The following is a 16,470-nucleotide window of genomic DNA, read 5'->3' as shown; positions in this document are numbered from 1 at the left end:
CAGGCACACGAGCTATTATTCCTCGATTGATACCCACTTGTAACTGTAATCTCCGCCAAAGGCGTGGTTGTATAGATTTTTAACTTTATCCTTCGATAGGAATGAAAGTCCGCGTTGATAAAGTGGGCTGATGGCCGCATCTTCTTCAATTAGGATTTTTTCTGCTTTTTGAAGAGCTTCCCAACGTGCTGGCAAATCACTTAATAATGTAGATCCAGCTTCTTCGACCAATTTGTCATACTCAGGATTTGAGTATCCCATTTGGTTATGAGCTCCATCAGTTACGAACATATCGATGAAAGTCATAGGATCTTGATAATCTGGACCCCAACCAGCATAAGAGAAGTCATAATCACCTTTAGATTCTAATTCAAGTTTTTGCTTGAATGGTTGTTGCTTAAGGCCAACTGTAAGTCCTGGAAGAGTAGTTTCAAGCTGTTCTTTGATATACTCACCAGTTTTCTTAGCAGAGTCACCATCATAATTCAGCAATTCGAGCTCAACTTTGGATTCGCCGATTTCTTTCAAGCCTTGTTCCCAAAGCTTTTTAGCTTCATCTTTATTTGTAACGTTCATATCTCCGTTAGCTTCACGGAAATCTTTTCCGTCCGGACCTTTAACAAAATCACTTGGTACCAAGTAGTATGCAGGTACAGATCCATTATTTAAGATTGTTTTTACAAAAGCATCTTTGTCATAAGCCATATCAATTGCTTTACGGATATTAACATTTGCTAATGCTTTGTTCTTTTGGTTATAACGAAGGAAGTATACAGAAGTATCTTTTTCCGTACCGAATTCTTCGCTATCTTTGTAGTTATCAACGTTTTCAGCAGTCAATCCTACACGATCAATTTTACCTGTTTCATATAAGTTTACGGCTGTGTTAGTATCTTTTACGATTTTAAAATTGATTGTTTCGAGCTTTACAGTATCTTTATCCCAGTATTGATCATTTTTAGAAAGTGTGAAACTTTCTTCATGTTTCCACTCAGACATCGTGAATGGTCCATTATAAAGTGTTGTATCTGCTTCAAGACCAAATTTTTCGCCTTGTTCTTCAACAAATTTTTGATTTTGTGGCATGAATGTTCCGAAAGAAAGTAGAGATTGGAAATAAGGGATAGCATTTGTTAGTTTAATTTCAAGAGTGTAATCATCAAGCGCTTTAGCACCTAACTCTTCCACTTTCTTTTTACCAGTGTTGATTTCTTCAGCATTTTCAATTACATACATCATGTATGCATATTCAGCAGCAGTATCAGGATTTACAGCTTTTTGCCAAGCATAAATGAAATCGTGAGCTGTTACAGGATCACCATTTGACCATTTAGCATCTTGGCGCAGTTTGATAGTGAAAGTTTTTCCATCTTCACTTACTGTTGGATCTCCCTCAGCAACACCTGCAACAACTTTATCTCCCTCACCTAAACGGTAAAGACCTTCCATCGTATTGTTCATAACGTTGAAAGAAACAGAGTCAGTAGCCATTACAGTGTCCATAGACGGAATTTCAGAAGTTTCCACTAAGTTAAGTACTTGTTCAACGTCTTTCTTGCCTTCACCTTTATCATTGCTACCTGTCTCTTCGTCTCCGCCGGAACAAGCTGCAAGGAAAGTGCTCAAAGCAAGAATCATTACAAGAAATAATGAGATTTTTTTTGCTTTCATACTAGTAAATGACCTCCCTATTTTTTACTCTTCTAATTTTCAGAAGATTTCGTAACCAATCATAAAACGTTTCAGAATTTTTTGCAATCATTTTTTTACATTTTGTTTACGAACATATGTCATTTCGAATACAAAAATTAACAACAAACCTTGATACACCAATGTCTGGGTAAAATATCCTATAAAAACAAAAAAATTATATTTTTCAGATAATTCCAACCAGAAAAGCATATTTAATTAAAATGAAACGTTATGAATATAATAAAATTTTATAAATAAACTTGCAACTTTTAATTTTTAAATTATTGGTATAAAATTTAAATACACTTTATAAAACAACTTATATTCGGAGGAAACCCATGAAGTCTTCACCAAAAAAATTTCTTTTATTAAACGGTATCAGCCTTCTAATTTCAATTATCTATTCAATTAATATAAAAAGTCCCTTTCTGCTTTCATTGATTGATAGCTATTTTATGATAGGCCTCTTTTATGTTTGTGCCGGCGCTCTCCTATATGTAATAGGAGGAGGTTTCTTTTCTTTCTTTTCCTACTCGTTTAAAAAATTCTGGAAAATCAATTCAAAAAAAGAAGAATATATATCTGAACTAGAAGGCGATTCTAAAGATAAAGGCCCGAATATGGAGGTACTTACCTTTTCCTGGACTAGCCCTTTACTTTATGCAGGTATCTTTTCATGTGTCATTACCTTTATTTGCTCAATTATTTTCTTTGGATAGTTGCTTTTCTAATCAGGTTTAAGTAGAATATCATTACTTAATATTTATTATAGGCTATGACAAAGAGTAGTAAGGTAGTACAAGGTTTTCAGAGAGTTTGTGGTTGCTGCGAACAAACAGCCCGTATACCTGAATGGACTTTTAAGCCTCCTGTAGGAAAAATGACAGTATGACAGGACGTTTGCCCGCGTTACTGGGCAAGAATATCTTTTTGGATATTCCTGAGTGGTTTATGTATAGAACGTAAACAATTAGGGTGGTACCGCGAATCCCATTCGTCCCTTTTAATAGTGGAGACGAATGGGATTTTTTATATTGAAAGGAGAATGAAAATGAGTATTATTTTTTCTGGCATTCAGCCAACCGGTCTGGTGACCCTTGGTAATTATATAGGAGCATTACGGCAGTTCGTAGAATTGCAAAATGATTCCCATTGTTACTTTTGCATAGTTGATCACCATGCGATTACGGTTCCGCAGGATCGCCTCGAACTAAGAAAGAACATTCGAAATCTTGCAGCCCTTTATCTGGCTGTTGGGATTGATCCTGAGAAAGCGACAATTTTTATCCAATCTGAGGTTCCCGCTCATACAGAAGCCGGATGGATTATGCAATGTAATACTTCTATTGGTGAACTTGAGCGAATGACTCAATATAAAGATAAATCTAAATCACAGGTATCTGTTTCAGCCGGTCTTCTGACTTATCCTCCATTGATGGCTGCTGATATCCTTTTATATCAAACCAACATTGTTCCAGTAGGCGATGATCAAAAACAGCATGTTGAATTGACACGTGATATTGCTGAACGCTTCAATAAAAAATATGGAGATGTCTTTACAATCCCTGATATCCAACTACCTGCTTCAGGGGCGCGAATCATGGCTTTACAGGAGCCAATCAAAAAAATGAGCAAATCCGATCCAAATAAAAAATCAACTATTTCTTTATTAGATGATCTAAAGCAGGTTGAGAAGAAAATCAAGAGTGCGGTTACGGATTCAGAAGGAATCGTGAAATTCGACAAGGAAAATAAACCAGGTATTTCAAACCTTCTATCCATTCACTCTGCACTAAGCGGTGAAAGCATAGAATCCATTGAAAAACGCTTTGTAGGTAAGGGATATGGAGATTTTAAAGCAGAGGTTGCCAATGTAGTGGTTGAAACACTACGACCTATTCAGGAACGTCATCAGGAATTACTGAATTCCCCTGAATTGGATGAAATCCTCGACAAAGGAGCTCTCGAGGCAAATAAAGCTGCTAATAAAACATTACGAAAAATGAAAAACGCAATTGGTTTAGGTCGTAAAAGAAGATAAAGATTGTTCTAAATTAAAGTGCTGAAGCTAGATTTGTATTGAATCTAGCTTCAGCACTTTTTTATTATATTCGACTTCAGGGCCTAGGAACTCGAGTCATAAGCAAATACTCTGCGGAGGCCAACAGGATGTTGGTCACAAAGACGTTGCCACACGATGTGGCGCTTTTAGTCTTCGTTCCTTAAGTTAGTTTCAGCTTTTATTCAATCTAGCTTCGGCTCCTAGCTCCTCGAGGTCATAAGTGTAGCCACTACGGAGGCCAACAGCATGTTGGTCACAAAGACGTTGCCACACGATGTGGCGCTTTTAGTTTTCGTTCCTTAAGTTAGTTTCAGGTTTTTATTCAATCTAGCTTCGGCTCCTAGCTCCTCGAGGTCATAAGTGTAGCCACTACGGGAGGAAAGAGCGCCTCCCTACGTGCCTCCTCTTATGCTTGTCGGAGCTGAACAGTCGCCTCAGCTTTTTACTTAATCTAGCTTCGGCTCCTAGGAGCTTGAGTCATAAGCTTTTTATATAAAAAAACCATCCATTACAGCATGGATGGTCGATCTCCTACTTCTATTTCCCAGAGCTTTTCGAAAAATGGTTGGCCTTTTATTAAACGTTCACATAACATGGCGTGTTTTTCTGACCAGCCTATCTTCATTTCCGAGTATAGCTTGTGCCATATTTCATCAAAATCCATTTTTAAAACTGTTGAATATTGTTCAGGCGCCCATTCTGTATACCAATAACGAATTTCAGCTGTATTGCTTGAACTTTTTAATTGATCAAGTACCATGAACAATAATTGCTTTAATTGACGTTCCTTGCGTGTTAACCCCAGCATAAAATCAGGAGATGGGGAAAGGATATGATACTCTTTCTTCTGATAATCTGTAATCATTGACTGATAGTCATACTGATGCGCATCCACATTACGTACCATATCATAAGCCAATTGCTCCTGCCTTGGAATTAATCTACTCTTTCGGATTGGTATGGTGTATCCTATCGTATCAATAGCAATGATGCCTGTCCCATCTGTAGCAACAAAACAATAATCCATCGGAAGTCTTTCATGATTCTTCCGAATATACGCCTTCTTATAAACATCCTGTAGAAGACTTGAAGGCAATTCCAATAAATCATTTTCAATGTAGTGAAAAAGAACCGGCTCCAACTTCAAAAGCGGAACCTGGTCAAGTAACTCAACCGTATCCTCTTTCCTCCACTCGTGAAAGCTGCAAATGTTATAACTGTTTTCTTCACCTTCAAACCAATTTACCCAAACATCATGGAGATACAACATTCCCGAATATCCCTCACTTCTATCCTATTTGTCAATCATTATAGGCAAGTTTCCTGTAAAATATTCCTTGTATGAGTGGCAAATTGATTTTCTTTGCATAGTGAATTATCCATTGATTATTTTATCAGTAGAAAGACCAATCATATCCCTAGTCTTCATGGAATGAAGATCTGCATAATCCTTTACAAGTTTGTAACCTGCCGCATATCCGGCCATTTTTGGCATTGTACCATGCCCAAATAACAACTTATCATGAAGGGGATCAGATCGCTTCATATCAAAGTTCGGTTTGAATTTTTCTGTAATCAGTTCTTCGATTTCCTTCGTTTGATAATTGGTTATCCAAGGCGCCAAATACGATTCACCGCAATATTCTGATACCGCAAATTCTGCAAGACCCTCCATAATAATAGAGTCTGCCAATCTATGCTTAACCTGCCCCCCCAGGGATTCCAATCTCGTTGTATGATGATATTCATGGACAAATAGAGCTTCCAGTTCTTTATCCTTCACCTTCTCCGATATAAATAAAAACAATTTATCAATGAAAGCAATCCCTGATTTATGTTTATTGGGAGAGCGAAATAAGCTGAACACTTCACTTGCCATCGGAAATAGGAAAATAGGAATATCCGGACCATCCCATGCTTTTTTATATTTTTTATGATAAAGTGCGATTCTATGCCACACCTTCCGTTCCTTCATATTTTGATATGTCTTGTTTGTTTTTAGGTTGGGCTGGTATAGGCCAATTCTATTTAAAACTTCAATTAGAACATGTTCTCGCATATTTACTGTGTCTAAAATATTCTCTTCTATTTTTAACCGATCATTAAAGGACTCCTCCAACCATTTATCCGTTCTGATAACTCCCATCCCATTCACCTATCCTGTTTATATTTGAATAGAGCATTATATGAAAGGATATATTTTATGGGAATCAAAATAGCCTCCCTTTTTGGTAGATGAACCAAAAAGAGAGGCCGCTTGAAGTTTTCTATCCGTTATATTTTTTAAAAACGATTGTGGCATTGTGGCCGCCAAATCCAAGTGAATTACTCATCGCACAGTCAACTTGGCGTTTTCTTGCTTCACCCGGGACATAATCAAGATCACACACGGGATCCGGTGTTTCAAGATTAATAGTCGGTGGAATGATACCATTCTTGATTGCCAAAACCGTATAGACTGCTTCAACGCCACCTGCTGCTCCCAATAAATGACCGGTCATCGATTTTGTTGAACTTACTGCCAGTTTATAAGCGTGATCACCAAAGACTGTTTTAATGGCCATCGTTTCATAGGAATCATTGTATTCTGTGCTTGTTCCATGAGCATTAATATAATCAATCTGTTCCGGATCAAGACCTGCATCATCAATAGCCATTTTCATCGCTCTTGCGCCACCTTCTCCTTCAGGGGCTGGAGCGGTTATATGATGGGCATCCCCTGTTGATCCATATCCGACAATTTCAGCATATATCGGCGCATTTCTCGCAATTGCATGTGATAATTCCTCAAGTACGAGAATGCCTGAACCTTCTCCAATAACAAATCCATCTCGATTTTTATCAAATGGACGGCTTGATGTTTTAGGATCTGGGTTAGAGGATAAAGCAGTATTCGCACAGAAACCAGCTACAGACATTTTCGTGATAGGGGCTTCCGCACCTCCTGTAATCATCACATCCGCATCACCGCGCTGGATAACTTTAAACGCATCTCCGATTGAATTCGTTCCTGTAGCACATGCTGTCACCGTACAGGAATTTACCCCTTTAGCTCCGAGAAGTATGGATACTTGTCCTGCAGCCATGTCCGGAATAAGCATCGGCACAAAAAATGGACTGACCCTACGATAGCCTCTTTTTTGAAATGTTTCATATTGCTGTTCGAATGTCTCCATGCCGCCAATTCCGGAACCAATCCATACACCAACACGATTTGCGTTCTCAGGAGTAATCTCCAATTTAGCATCCTCAACTGCCATTTTTGATGCTGCAATCGCATAATGGGTGAACCGGTCCATTTTTCTAGCTTCTTTCCGATCAATAATATCTGTTATCTCAAAGTTTTTTACTTCCCCCGCTGTCTTAGCAGGGTACTCATCCGCATTAACTCTGGTTAATGGCCCGATTCCTGAAACTCCGGCCACTAAGTTTTCCCAGTTCTCCCGGATAGTATTGCCTAAAGGTGATATGGTCCCCATACCTGTCACAACTACACGTTTACTCTCCATTACAATCTCTCCTTGAGTTAATCTCGGCTTTTCTTATTTGCCCCATCGCATCGCAACTGCTCCCCATGTTAAACCGGCTCCAAAACCAACTAATACTAGCAAATCACCGTCTTTTATTTTTCCTGCTTCCACTTCTTCAGCAAGCGCAATCGGAATAGTAGATGACGATGTGTTGCCATATTTATGAATCGTTTTGGACATCTTTTCAATTGGAAGCTCCAATCTTTGTCTCGCAGCTTCCATAATTCGTATATTTGCTTGATGCGGAATTAAAAAGTCTACATCCTCTTTTGTCAAACCTGCTTTATTTAAAACATTGATGGATGATTCACCCATTTGTCTAACTGCAAACTTATACACTTCCCGGCCATTCATCGTGAGATAATCTTGCTTTTTCTCTAAATGAATGCCACCAGAACCGTCCGCTCCAAGCTCGAAAGATAGAATGCCCTTTCCATCACTGACAGGACCCAATACTGCTGCTCCTGCTCCGTCTCCGAATAGTACAGCCGTATTACGGTCATTCCAATCCGTAATTTTTGAAAGCTTTTCCACACCTACTACCAAGATTGTGCGATAGCTGCCTGTCCTAATAAATTGACTTGCAGTTACAATTCCATAGGTAAATCCTGCACAGGCTGCACTAATATCCATAGCTGCTGCATTAACTGCGCCCAATCTTTCTTGAATCATACAGGAAACTGTAGGAAAGGATTGGTCCGGTGTGACAGTTGCCACTAGAATTAATTCAATTTCCTCAGCAGTCACTCCAGCATTCTCCATCGCCCTGACTGCTGCCTCGTAGGCCATATGTGAAGAATCAACGGTATCATCGGCAATTCTTCTTTCTTCTATTCCAGTGCGTGTTCGGATCCATTCATCTGACGTATCAATCTTTTTTTCCAAATCAAAGTTTGTTACCACGTTTTCAGGAAGATATTTGCCAATTCCGATTATGCCAGCATTCATCCTTACACCCCTCTTGCTATATTCATCTGATTATATTATTTGATATTATGACTTGGTACTAATTCTAAAAGAAATCAATCCTTATTGCAACAAATTTTCCGAAAAAGATGAATGAATGTCCATACAAGCCAGCAATATCAACATACATTAATTAGTAAGAATATGTGAAAAACGAGGTGAATGTCTTGAACAATGATCATAGAAACAGGTCAGACAATCAGGAGGCTTTTAATCGATTTATGTTTGGTGATCGTCATACGAAAAATCAGGCGAAGGAAGATCCTCCCCCTGAAGAACAGCAAGCATCCAATATTGATTTCACTAGACTGATGGAACAATCTGATGTTCTAATGTCCACTATCAGCGAATTGAGTCCTTATTTCAAAAAGATTCCATCCCTTATAAGTAAATTTACAAATTTAATCAAGTGAAGGACTTTCACTCACCTTTTTTTAAACGACCATCTTTATATCCTTTTTCATAAGCCTCATCCATAACCGTAAAGAAAATGTCCATAAATGGCTGTAATTGTTGACGATCTATATCTAAGCCCGCTTCACTTAATTTCTTTTTGATTTCTGAATAGTGTTTCATGCCCATTGCCATATATTCAAGCTTCCTCTTCATGTTAACCACCGCCTTTCCAAATAATTGTAAAAACCCCTTAATAATGATAGAAAGGGGCGATTATATAAAAAGTATTCTAATAGCTCATGAGGTTCCTAATCCTTATATGCTGCTTAACTAAATTGATCCCCACATGCGGGGATATTTTTGTTACCGCTAAATATTCCCTAATGTTCAGCTTTTGAAGGTCAGGATTTCGCTTTTCACCAGTTTCTGCGATAATCCGATAACCAAGCTCTTTTAATAAAAGGTGCCAATGTTCTTTTATATCAGATTGAACCTGGTAGATTCCATGCTCAAATTTTGATATTTCAAAAATAGCTGTAATGGCATCGCTTATATAGATAGCATCTCTTTTGTTTTCTAAATCATATAGCTCAAAAGGAAATTGAGATTGACTAAGACAATTGTAAAAGACGGTATTTTCCGGCTGCCATGGACCGTATACGGTTGGCAATATGATAGTGGTATCCACTCGATTAGGAATATCCTTGTTAACCAATCCCTCTTTATCCATACCTACATAAATAAACGTATCCTCAATTTTTTTAGGGATTTTTTCTACATATTCAAGCCATTTTTCACACTCATTATCCATATCAGTAATATAAAAAAAATAGCCATCCTTTATTTCATTAATAACCTGATCATGTTTCTTTACTTTGAAATTTGAATTTCTACCTAAAAATAATTCTTTTTCTTCCTTTTCTTTTGGATCGACCAAAACAGGTAGATCCACCCCAATAACCTCTACACCCTCTTCCATTAACCTATTGCATATCTCAAATCCAACAAAGGAATACGGAGACAGAACAATATGTTCAGGCATATAAAAACCCCCTGTCGGTTTATATAAATGTATTAAACCAACCCGAGGGTTATTCAGATTTATAAATCTTTTTCATGGTTTTTAAAAAAGGAATTGATTTGATAAGGAATAATATATCTTTTTTCCGGTGTAATATACTTAATTTCTGATGAAGGATGATTGTTAATGAATGAGCTATATTTAACCGGCAGGTTGCTTTCCAGCCTATCGAGGACGTGCACGATTAAGACCGGCATATCTTTTCCTAATGTCGTATCCGGCTTCTTCTCCATCCATTCTTTAAATGTATGATCATCCAAATGGTAGGCTTGGTACAATTCTTTTTTCATTTTCTTAAAGAAAAATTTATTTATTTCTTCTTTTTCATAGCTCTGTTTTACGGATAATATGGGATTTAGTAATACAACAGATCGTACTTTTTCTTTTAATTTATGACAAATTGTATCTAACACCAACGCGCCAGTTCCTTCCGCTATGATATGAATTCTTTCGTTTACGATTTCCTTGCGGATAAAAAATGCATACATTTCCATAGCTAAATCTGCAGCTTCAGCATTACCCCAATGCGCACCGGATAAATAAGAGCTAAAAACCGTATACCCTCTCTTCAACAGATACTCAAGCATTTGTTTTTTGCCTGGATGATCCAGCCAAAAATTAGCTTTTTCATTTATATAATGCTTATCTCCACCGAGTAACATAATGGCAAAGCCACTCGGTTGTTCCGGGTAAAAAATGGTTGTCCATTCTTTATTCAGTTGAAACGTTTTGTGATTTATCATAGCTTTCCCCTCAAATAACCTTAGTCCATGTTAATGTATGTCACTATAAATCAATTTGTCCGGGCTATTTATCTCTCTGATTGCTTAGAATAACCATTTATTTTTTAACTTGTATTCATAATCAATTGCATTTTGGGCTATGTTATGATAAAACCCAAAGTAATAAAGTACAAACCATATTTACCTAAATAATTTAAATTGTTTCCAGTGTTACGTATGGTATGATAAAATAATAACGGATTGTAGATGAACGGGGTGAGAAAATTGAAATATATTTTGACATTTATATGGACATTTGCATTAACACATATGGTGATTTATGTAACAAGCTCAATGGTTGAAGGCGGTAAATACGATTTCAATACAGCTTCCATTCTTAGTGTGGTCATTACCCTATTAATTTTAGTGGTTTCAGCTGTAATACCAAATGATCCGGTACAGGAATCCGGACATTAATTCATTTTCAAAAAAGGGCCGCTAATTAGCGGCCCTTTTTTGATACATATGTCCAATGACGATCATCATTGGTTGTCTCAGGAAAATACTCTCCTGCTTTCAGCTTAATCTTCTTTGGGTTAACGACATTGCTGCCAGTCTCCCCTATTTCGATATATTCACCATTATTTGGTGCCTTTTGTCCATGTTTAAAATGACGATTCTGTCCCAAAAAAATCCCTCCTTTTGTTCTAGAATCCCCAATTATTGTTCAACTATTAGTTAGGTTTGACCATTAAATCAACCAAAAGTGCTTTTTGAGCATGTAAACGATTTCCCGCCTGTTTAATGACAATGGAATTAGATGAGTCAATAATGGAAGATGTCACCTCTTCACCGCGATGTGCTGGTAAGCAGTGCATAAATAAATAATCGAGTTTGGCGCCAGCAGCCAATTGCTCATTTACCTGAAATTTTTTAAAATCTTCCAGCCTTTTTTCATTTTCTTTTTCTTGGCCCATGCTGGTCCAAACATCACAATAAATAACATCAGCTTCCTTAACAGCAGCCTCTGGATCGTGAAACAGTTCTATTTTCCCTCCATTGATTATTGCTTCAGTCATAGCTTTCTCGACCAAAAGAGGATCTGGTTCATAACCAGGAGGCGTTGCAATCGCAATTTGCATACCCGATTTAACAGCAGCCATCATCAAAGAATTGGCAACATTATTCCCATCACCGATATAAGCGAGCTTGATTCCCTGGAGAGTTCCTTTCTCTTCCTTAATAGTTAACAAGTCAGCCAATGCCTGGCATGGATGCTCAAGGTCAGTCAATCCGTTAATAACCGGCACACTGGAGCTTGTTGCCAATGTTTCCGCTCTATCATGGCCAGTAGTACGTATCATGATTGCATCCACATATTCTGATAACACTTGTGCTGTGTCTGAAATCGGTTCACCTCTGCCAAGCTGCGTGTCATTTCTACTTAAGAAAATGGCATGACCCCCTAGCTGAAGCATGCCTGCTTCGAAAGAAACCCGTGTCCTTGTTGAATTTTTTTCAAAGATCATCCCCAATATTTTCCCCTTTAATGGGGTATCCAAATATCCTTTATTTAGCCTTTCTTTTAAATCCATTGCGAGCTCCAATAATTCATTCAATTGCTGCGCCGTAATGGCTTCCATGGATAAAAAATCTTTTTGACTGATTATTCGTTTAGTTCCATACAGTAGTTTCATATCTGCCTTTCCTCTCACTTGAAATTTATAGACTATACGAACGAGGCATCAGATAACTTAGGCCTTCGTCATTGTTAGATTGGTTTTGCATACTTCCTTTAAAATGGCTAAAGCTAATAAAAGCTCATCTCGTGAAACAGTCAACGGAGGAAGCAAACGAATCACATGCGAGCCGGCTGGTAAGACAAATAATTGATGTTCAATTATTTGTTTAATATAGGGAGCTACTTCTTCCTTTAATTCAATCCCGATCATCAGGCCCTCTCCCCTGATCTCTTTTATAACCGGGATATCCTCGGCTGCTATCTTCAGTTCACTAATAAACCACTCAGCTTTATCTCTGATTTCTGCTAAAAATTGAGGATTGCTTATTTGATTCAACACCACTTTGCTTGCCGCCAATGATACTGGATTTCCGCCAAAGGTAGAACCATGAACACCTTTGCCGAATGATTCTTTCAGCTCTTTTTTGGCTACCATCGCACCTATGGGCAGACCATTAGCAAGACCCTTAGCTGTGGTCACAATATCCGGTTTGATTCCCTTATACTTTAAATAAGCATAAGGATAGCCTGTTCTCCCATTTCCCGTTTGAACTTCATCAATAATCAGCAATATATTGTTCTCATTGCATAGTTGGTTAATACTCTTTAAAAAGCCCTCATCAATAAGAATAATCCCGCCTTCACCTTGAATGATCTCTACCATAATAGCCGCCACATCTTCATCTATAGCCTTATGGACTGCATCAATATCATTAAATGGAACATAAACAAAGCCTTCCAGTAATGGGCCAAATCCATCATGGATACTACTTTGTCCAGTAGCAGCCATTGCTCCAAATGTACGACCGTGAAAAGATTGTTGGAATGTAATAATTTTCGTTTTTCCAGTTGCTCTTCTGGCCAGCTTTAGTGCCGCTTCATTTGCTTCTGCACCGCTATTGCAAAAGAAAACACCATCCAATCCGGTAAGCTCGTTCAGCTTTAATGCCACTTCTTCCTGGATGGGAAGCTGAAACAAATTGGACGTATGCCAGAACAGTTCCATTTGTGCCTCGACAGATTTTTTGACTTCATCATTTTTATGCCCGAGATTAACCACACCAATACCGGATGTAAAATCAAGATATTTCTTTCCGCCCTCTGCTTCAATCCATGAGCCATCCGCTTTTATTGGTGTGATATCCCATTTTTTGTAGACCGGTAATAGCGCAGACATCACATCACCCTCTCCTCAGCTCCAAGGAATGTACCCTGCCATTTTTCATCAGCAAAGAATCTGGATACACCGCTTGTAATTAATATTGTTGACGCACCTTGCTTTTTAGCAGATAAAGCAGCCTGCACTTTTGGAATCATCCCACCATATATCGTTCCCTGATCAATCATTTGGGTGATTTCTGATTCTGTTATATGCTCAATGGTTTTTGTACCATTCCTTATTCCATTGACATCCGTTATAAAAATGCACATTTCAGCTCTTAGGGCTGCCGCAACAGCACCAGCAGCGGAATCTGCATTTACATTAAGCTTTCGTCCTTCTTTTGACATGGAAATCGGGGTGAGTACGGGATAGACCCCATTCGATAACAGACTCTCTAAAAGATGGCTGTTTACCTTTTTAATCATTCCTACCTCACCAAGCTCTGCTTTATTAATATACTCCGCCTCTAATATGAATCCGTCCGACCCATTTATTCCGATTGTTTGAAACCCTTTTGATTGTAATTTATGCACAAGCTGCCTATTCGTCTTCCCAGCAAGGACAAGCTCTGCTATCTCAAGGACCTTGACAGATGTTTTTCTTAAACCCTTTTCAAACTGAACAGGGATCTCAAATTTAGCGAGCATATCATTTATATCTGGTCCGCCCCCATGGACGAATACAAAGGAATATCCTTTATCCTCCAGTTCCCTTAAACTATTGAAAAAATGATCGGTTAATTGATCAATAATGCTTCCCCCGCATTTGACAACAATTATCTTCATCCAAACATCTCCCCTTAAGTTCGATAGCTTGCATTAATTTTTACATAATCATACGTAAGGTCGCATCCCCATGCAGTTCCGGTGCCGAGTCCATCTGTCAATTCGATTCTGATTTGGACTTCATTGCCTAGTAAATAATCACGAGCTTTTTCCTCATCAAAAATAATGGGTGCACCAAAATGGAGAACCTCCACCGGTCCGAAAAAAATGCTTACCCGGTCCTGATTAAAAGGGATATTGCTTCTCCCCATCGCTCCGACAATCCTGCCCCAATTGGCATCGGCCCCATAAACAGCTGTTTTCACTAAATTTGATCCTATGACTGTTTTTGCAAGTGCTTGAGCCTCTTGGTCTGTTTCTGCTCCTTTTACAACCACTTCAACCAGCTTGGTGGCACCTTCACCATCACGCGCGATTTGTTTTGCCAACGATTCGGAAACCTCTTTTAATAAATATACAAAGCGATTCCACTCCGGATGCTTTTCAGAGAGCATTTGATTTTCTGCCATTCCATTTGCCATAACAACAACCATATCATTGGTTGAAGTATCTCCATCGACTGTAATTTGATTAAACGAAACATTTGTCACAGTTCTTAATGCTCTTTGCAAGGAACTCTGTTCCACATTTGCATCCGTTGTAATAAACCCAAGCATCGTTGCCATATTAGGATGAATCATGCCAGATCCCTTTGCCGCTCCTCCCATTGAAACGACAACCCCATCGATTATAGTTTGAAAAGCACAGCTCTTGGTCTTTGTATCCGTTGTCAGAATAGCCTCTTCAAAATGTTCAGCTCCCGCCTCCTGATCTGTCAAATGAATATTTTCAATTCCAGTGCATATCTTATCAATCTCTAAAAATTCACCAATCACTCCAGTAGAAGCAACCGCCACGTAGGACGGAGGTATGTGTAATTTATCCGCTACATGTGATCGCATACAATAGGCATCCTTCAATCCACGTTCTCCGGTACAAGCGTTAGCGCACGCACTATTTACTACGACTGCCTGCAGTTTTCCATCTATTTTCAAACTTTCCTTAGTAACAAGGATTGGAGCTGCCTGGTAAGTGTTTAACGTATATACGGCTGCTGCATTCGCTGGAACAGTCGAATATAAAATAGCTAGATCATTACGCGCGTAGCGTAAGCCTGCGTGGATTCCTTCTGCCTGATACCCTTTTGGTATAAGAATACCTCCTTTTACTGCCTTAATGTCCCCATTCATTAGCACCTTCATAGATTATCTCCACTCCCTTTGTTCCTTAAGGATAGACTGGATAAAAACGTAAACCTTCTGTTTCTTCAAGTCCCATCATAATATTTGCGTTGTGAATCGCTTGGCCTGCTGCTCCTTTGACGAGATTATCAATTACAGAAACGACGGTGACTCTTCCTGTCCTCTCATCCATTCTGAAACCTATATCGCAAAAATTGGAGCCATACACTTCCTTTGTCGATGAAAAGCTATTTTCACCCCTATAACGAATAAAGAATTCATTTTGGTAAGCTGTTAGAAAAGCATTATGAATATGTTCAGCTGTTACTTCAGGCTTTACCTTTGCATGCATCGTCACCATTATTCCACGTGTCATAGGAATGAGATGAGTAGTAAACATAATAGGCGCCAGCTCAGAGTCCCATTCTGATAATTGTTGCTCTATTTCAGGTATATGCTGATGTTGATGTACTTTATAGATTGATAGGTTATCATTTACATGGGCATAATGTTTCGAATCATTACTCTTTTTACCTGCTCCTGAAACACCTGATTTAGCATCAATAATAATGTCAGATGATTCAATTAATTCATTTGATAAAAGCGGAACCAATCCTAACAAAGTAGCTGTCGGGTAACAGCCAGGATTTGCGATTAAACGGCTCTCACGGATTGCTGCCCGATTCCATTCAGATAGTCCATACACACTATTTTGTAATAAATCGTTTGATGGCGGTGATCCTTTATACCACTTTTCATATAATTCTCCGCTTTTCAACCTATGATCTCCGGATAAATCTATAATTTTCAAGCCTTTCTTATACAGTTCCGGAACAAGTTCCTTTGATACGCCACTGGGCATTGCCAAAAATACAAGTTCACTTTGTTTAGCAATTAGCCCTGGATCCACTTCACTTAAAACATGGGGAATCAGTCCAAAATGCTGTCTATTTTCATGATCAAGTCGATTACCTGCACTCGAAGATGAATATACAGCCGTTAAATGGAATGTTGGATGACTCGAAAGTAAACGTATTAATTCCATTCCACTATATCCTGTAGCCCCTACAACAGATACATTCATGTTTCCACCCCATCCATTGATTGTATATT

Annotated in this window: 18 protein-coding genes and 1 other annotated feature; of the genes, 4 read left to right on the top strand and 14 right to left on the bottom strand. The window is 38.5% G+C overall.

Going from position 1 to position 16,470, the window contains the following annotated elements; genetic code table 11:
- Positions 1-15 precede the first annotated feature (15 nt).
- Positions 16-1,671, bottom strand: coding sequence for a peptide ABC transporter substrate-binding protein (locus tag F7984_RS04890; protein WP_066101466.1), 1,656 nt, complete (start codon positions 1,669-1,671; stop codon positions 16-18).
- A 359-nt stretch (positions 1,672-2,030) separates the two neighbouring features.
- On the opposite strand from F7984_RS04890, the gene F7984_RS19680 reads away from it, so the two are divergent.
- Both F7984_RS19680 and trpS read left to right on the top strand, forming a co-directional pair.
- Entirely contained in the window at positions 2,031-2,411 is a 381-nt protein-coding gene (locus F7984_RS19680; protein ID WP_140461157.1) for a DUF3899 domain-containing protein, read from the top strand.
- 47 nt (positions 2,412-2,458) lie between these two features.
- Positions 2,459-2,697: a binding site (T-box leader), on the top strand.
- Between the two features lie 46 nt (positions 2,698-2,743).
- Positions 2,744-3,733, top strand: coding sequence for a tryptophan--tRNA ligase (gene trpS / locus F7984_RS04880; RefSeq protein WP_140461156.1), 990 nt, complete (start codon positions 2,744-2,746; stop codon positions 3,731-3,733).
- Positions 3,734-4,262: 529 nt separating this feature from the next.
- Here the strand turns inward: trpS and F7984_RS04875 are convergent.
- The 4 genes from F7984_RS04875 to F7984_RS04860 form a co-directional block, all read right to left on the bottom strand.
- Positions 4,263-5,024 carry a YjbA family protein gene (locus F7984_RS04875; RefSeq protein ID WP_066101471.1) on the bottom strand — a complete coding sequence of 254 codons (762 nt, stop codon included), beginning with the start codon at positions 5,022-5,024 and terminating at the stop codon, positions 4,263-4,265.
- Positions 5,025-5,129: 105 nt separating this feature from the next.
- Positions 5,130-5,900 carry a DUF2268 domain-containing putative Zn-dependent protease gene (locus F7984_RS04870; RefSeq protein ID WP_066101474.1) on the bottom strand — a complete coding sequence of 257 codons (771 nt, stop codon included), beginning with the start codon at positions 5,898-5,900 and terminating at the stop codon, positions 5,130-5,132.
- A 121-nt stretch (positions 5,901-6,021) separates the two neighbouring features.
- Positions 6,022-7,263 (bottom strand): beta-ketoacyl-ACP synthase II, encoded by a 1,242-nt coding sequence (gene fabF / locus F7984_RS04865; protein WP_139891431.1) that lies wholly within the window; start codon positions 7,261-7,263, stop codon positions 6,022-6,024.
- Between the two features lie 33 nt (positions 7,264-7,296).
- Entirely contained in the window at positions 7,297-8,232 is a 936-nt protein-coding gene (locus F7984_RS04860; protein ID WP_066101479.1) for a beta-ketoacyl-ACP synthase III, read from the bottom strand.
- 185 nt (positions 8,233-8,417) lie between these two features.
- On the opposite strand from F7984_RS04860, the gene F7984_RS04855 reads away from it, so the two are divergent.
- On the top strand, positions 8,418-8,663 hold the full coding sequence (locus tag F7984_RS04855) for a hypothetical protein (RefSeq protein ID WP_139063793.1): 246 nt from the start codon (positions 8,418-8,420) through the stop codon (positions 8,661-8,663).
- Between the two features lie 7 nt (positions 8,664-8,670).
- Here the strand turns inward: F7984_RS04855 and F7984_RS04850 are convergent, their stop codons facing one another.
- The 3 genes from F7984_RS04850 to F7984_RS04840 form a co-directional block, all read right to left on the bottom strand.
- A complete protein-coding gene (locus F7984_RS04850) occupies positions 8,671-8,859 on the bottom strand; it encodes a ComZ family protein (protein ID WP_066101485.1) in 189 nt (62 codons plus the stop codon).
- Between the two features lie 76 nt (positions 8,860-8,935).
- Positions 8,936-9,688 (bottom strand): Rossmann-fold NAD(P)-binding domain-containing protein, encoded by a 753-nt coding sequence (locus F7984_RS04845; RefSeq protein ID WP_066101488.1) that lies wholly within the window; start codon positions 9,686-9,688, stop codon positions 8,936-8,938.
- 59 nt (positions 9,689-9,747) lie between these two features.
- A complete protein-coding gene (locus F7984_RS04840) occupies positions 9,748-10,470 on the bottom strand; it encodes an alpha/beta fold hydrolase (RefSeq protein ID WP_077247958.1) in 723 nt (240 codons plus the stop codon).
- Between the two features lie 264 nt (positions 10,471-10,734).
- Here F7984_RS04840 and F7984_RS04835 point away from each other — a divergent pair, with 264 nt between their 5' ends.
- Positions 10,735-10,926 (top strand): YjzD family protein, encoded by a 192-nt coding sequence (locus F7984_RS04835; protein ID WP_066101490.1) that lies wholly within the window; start codon positions 10,735-10,737, stop codon positions 10,924-10,926.
- A 25-nt stretch (positions 10,927-10,951) separates the two neighbouring features.
- On the opposite strand, the gene F7984_RS04830 is transcribed toward F7984_RS04835, so the two are convergent.
- Genes F7984_RS04830 through argC form a run of 6 tightly spaced genes read right to left on the bottom strand, consistent with a single transcriptional unit; the run spans position 10,952 to position 16,441 of the window.
- On the bottom strand, positions 10,952-11,137 hold the full coding sequence (locus F7984_RS04830; RefSeq protein WP_066101493.1) for a YjzC family protein: 186 nt from the start codon (positions 11,135-11,137) through the stop codon (positions 10,952-10,954).
- 46 nt (positions 11,138-11,183) lie between these two features.
- Positions 11,184-12,146, bottom strand: a complete 963-nt coding sequence (argF, locus tag F7984_RS04825; protein ID WP_140461155.1) for an ornithine carbamoyltransferase — start codon at positions 12,144-12,146, stop codon at positions 11,184-11,186.
- A 57-nt stretch (positions 12,147-12,203) separates the two neighbouring features.
- On the bottom strand, positions 12,204-13,367 hold the full coding sequence (locus tag F7984_RS04820; RefSeq protein WP_139891436.1) for an acetylornithine transaminase: 1,164 nt from the start codon (positions 13,365-13,367) through the stop codon (positions 12,204-12,206).
- The gene (gene argB / locus F7984_RS04815; protein ID WP_139891437.1) at positions 13,367-14,137 is read right to left on the bottom strand and encodes an acetylglutamate kinase; all 771 of its coding nucleotides are present in this window, start codon (positions 14,135-14,137) and stop codon (positions 13,367-13,369) included. Before argB ends, F7984_RS04820 begins: the two co-directional genes overlap by 1 nt.
- 14 nt (positions 14,138-14,151) lie before the next feature.
- Positions 14,152-15,378, bottom strand: a complete 1,227-nt coding sequence (gene argJ / locus F7984_RS04810; protein WP_140461154.1) for a bifunctional ornithine acetyltransferase/N-acetylglutamate synthase — start codon at positions 15,376-15,378, stop codon at positions 14,152-14,154.
- A gap of 25 nt (positions 15,379-15,403) precedes the next feature.
- A complete protein-coding gene (argC, locus tag F7984_RS04805; RefSeq protein ID WP_066101507.1) occupies positions 15,404-16,441 on the bottom strand; it encodes an N-acetyl-gamma-glutamyl-phosphate reductase in 1,038 nt (345 codons plus the stop codon).
- Between the last annotated feature and the right edge of the window lie 29 nt (positions 16,442-16,470).

It is taken from the genome of Pradoshia sp. D12, assembly GCF_008935075.1.
Lineage (GTDB): Bacteria > Bacillota > Bacilli > Bacillales > Pradoshiaceae > Pradoshia.
This window is presented reverse-complemented; position numbering and strand designations above follow the sequence as displayed.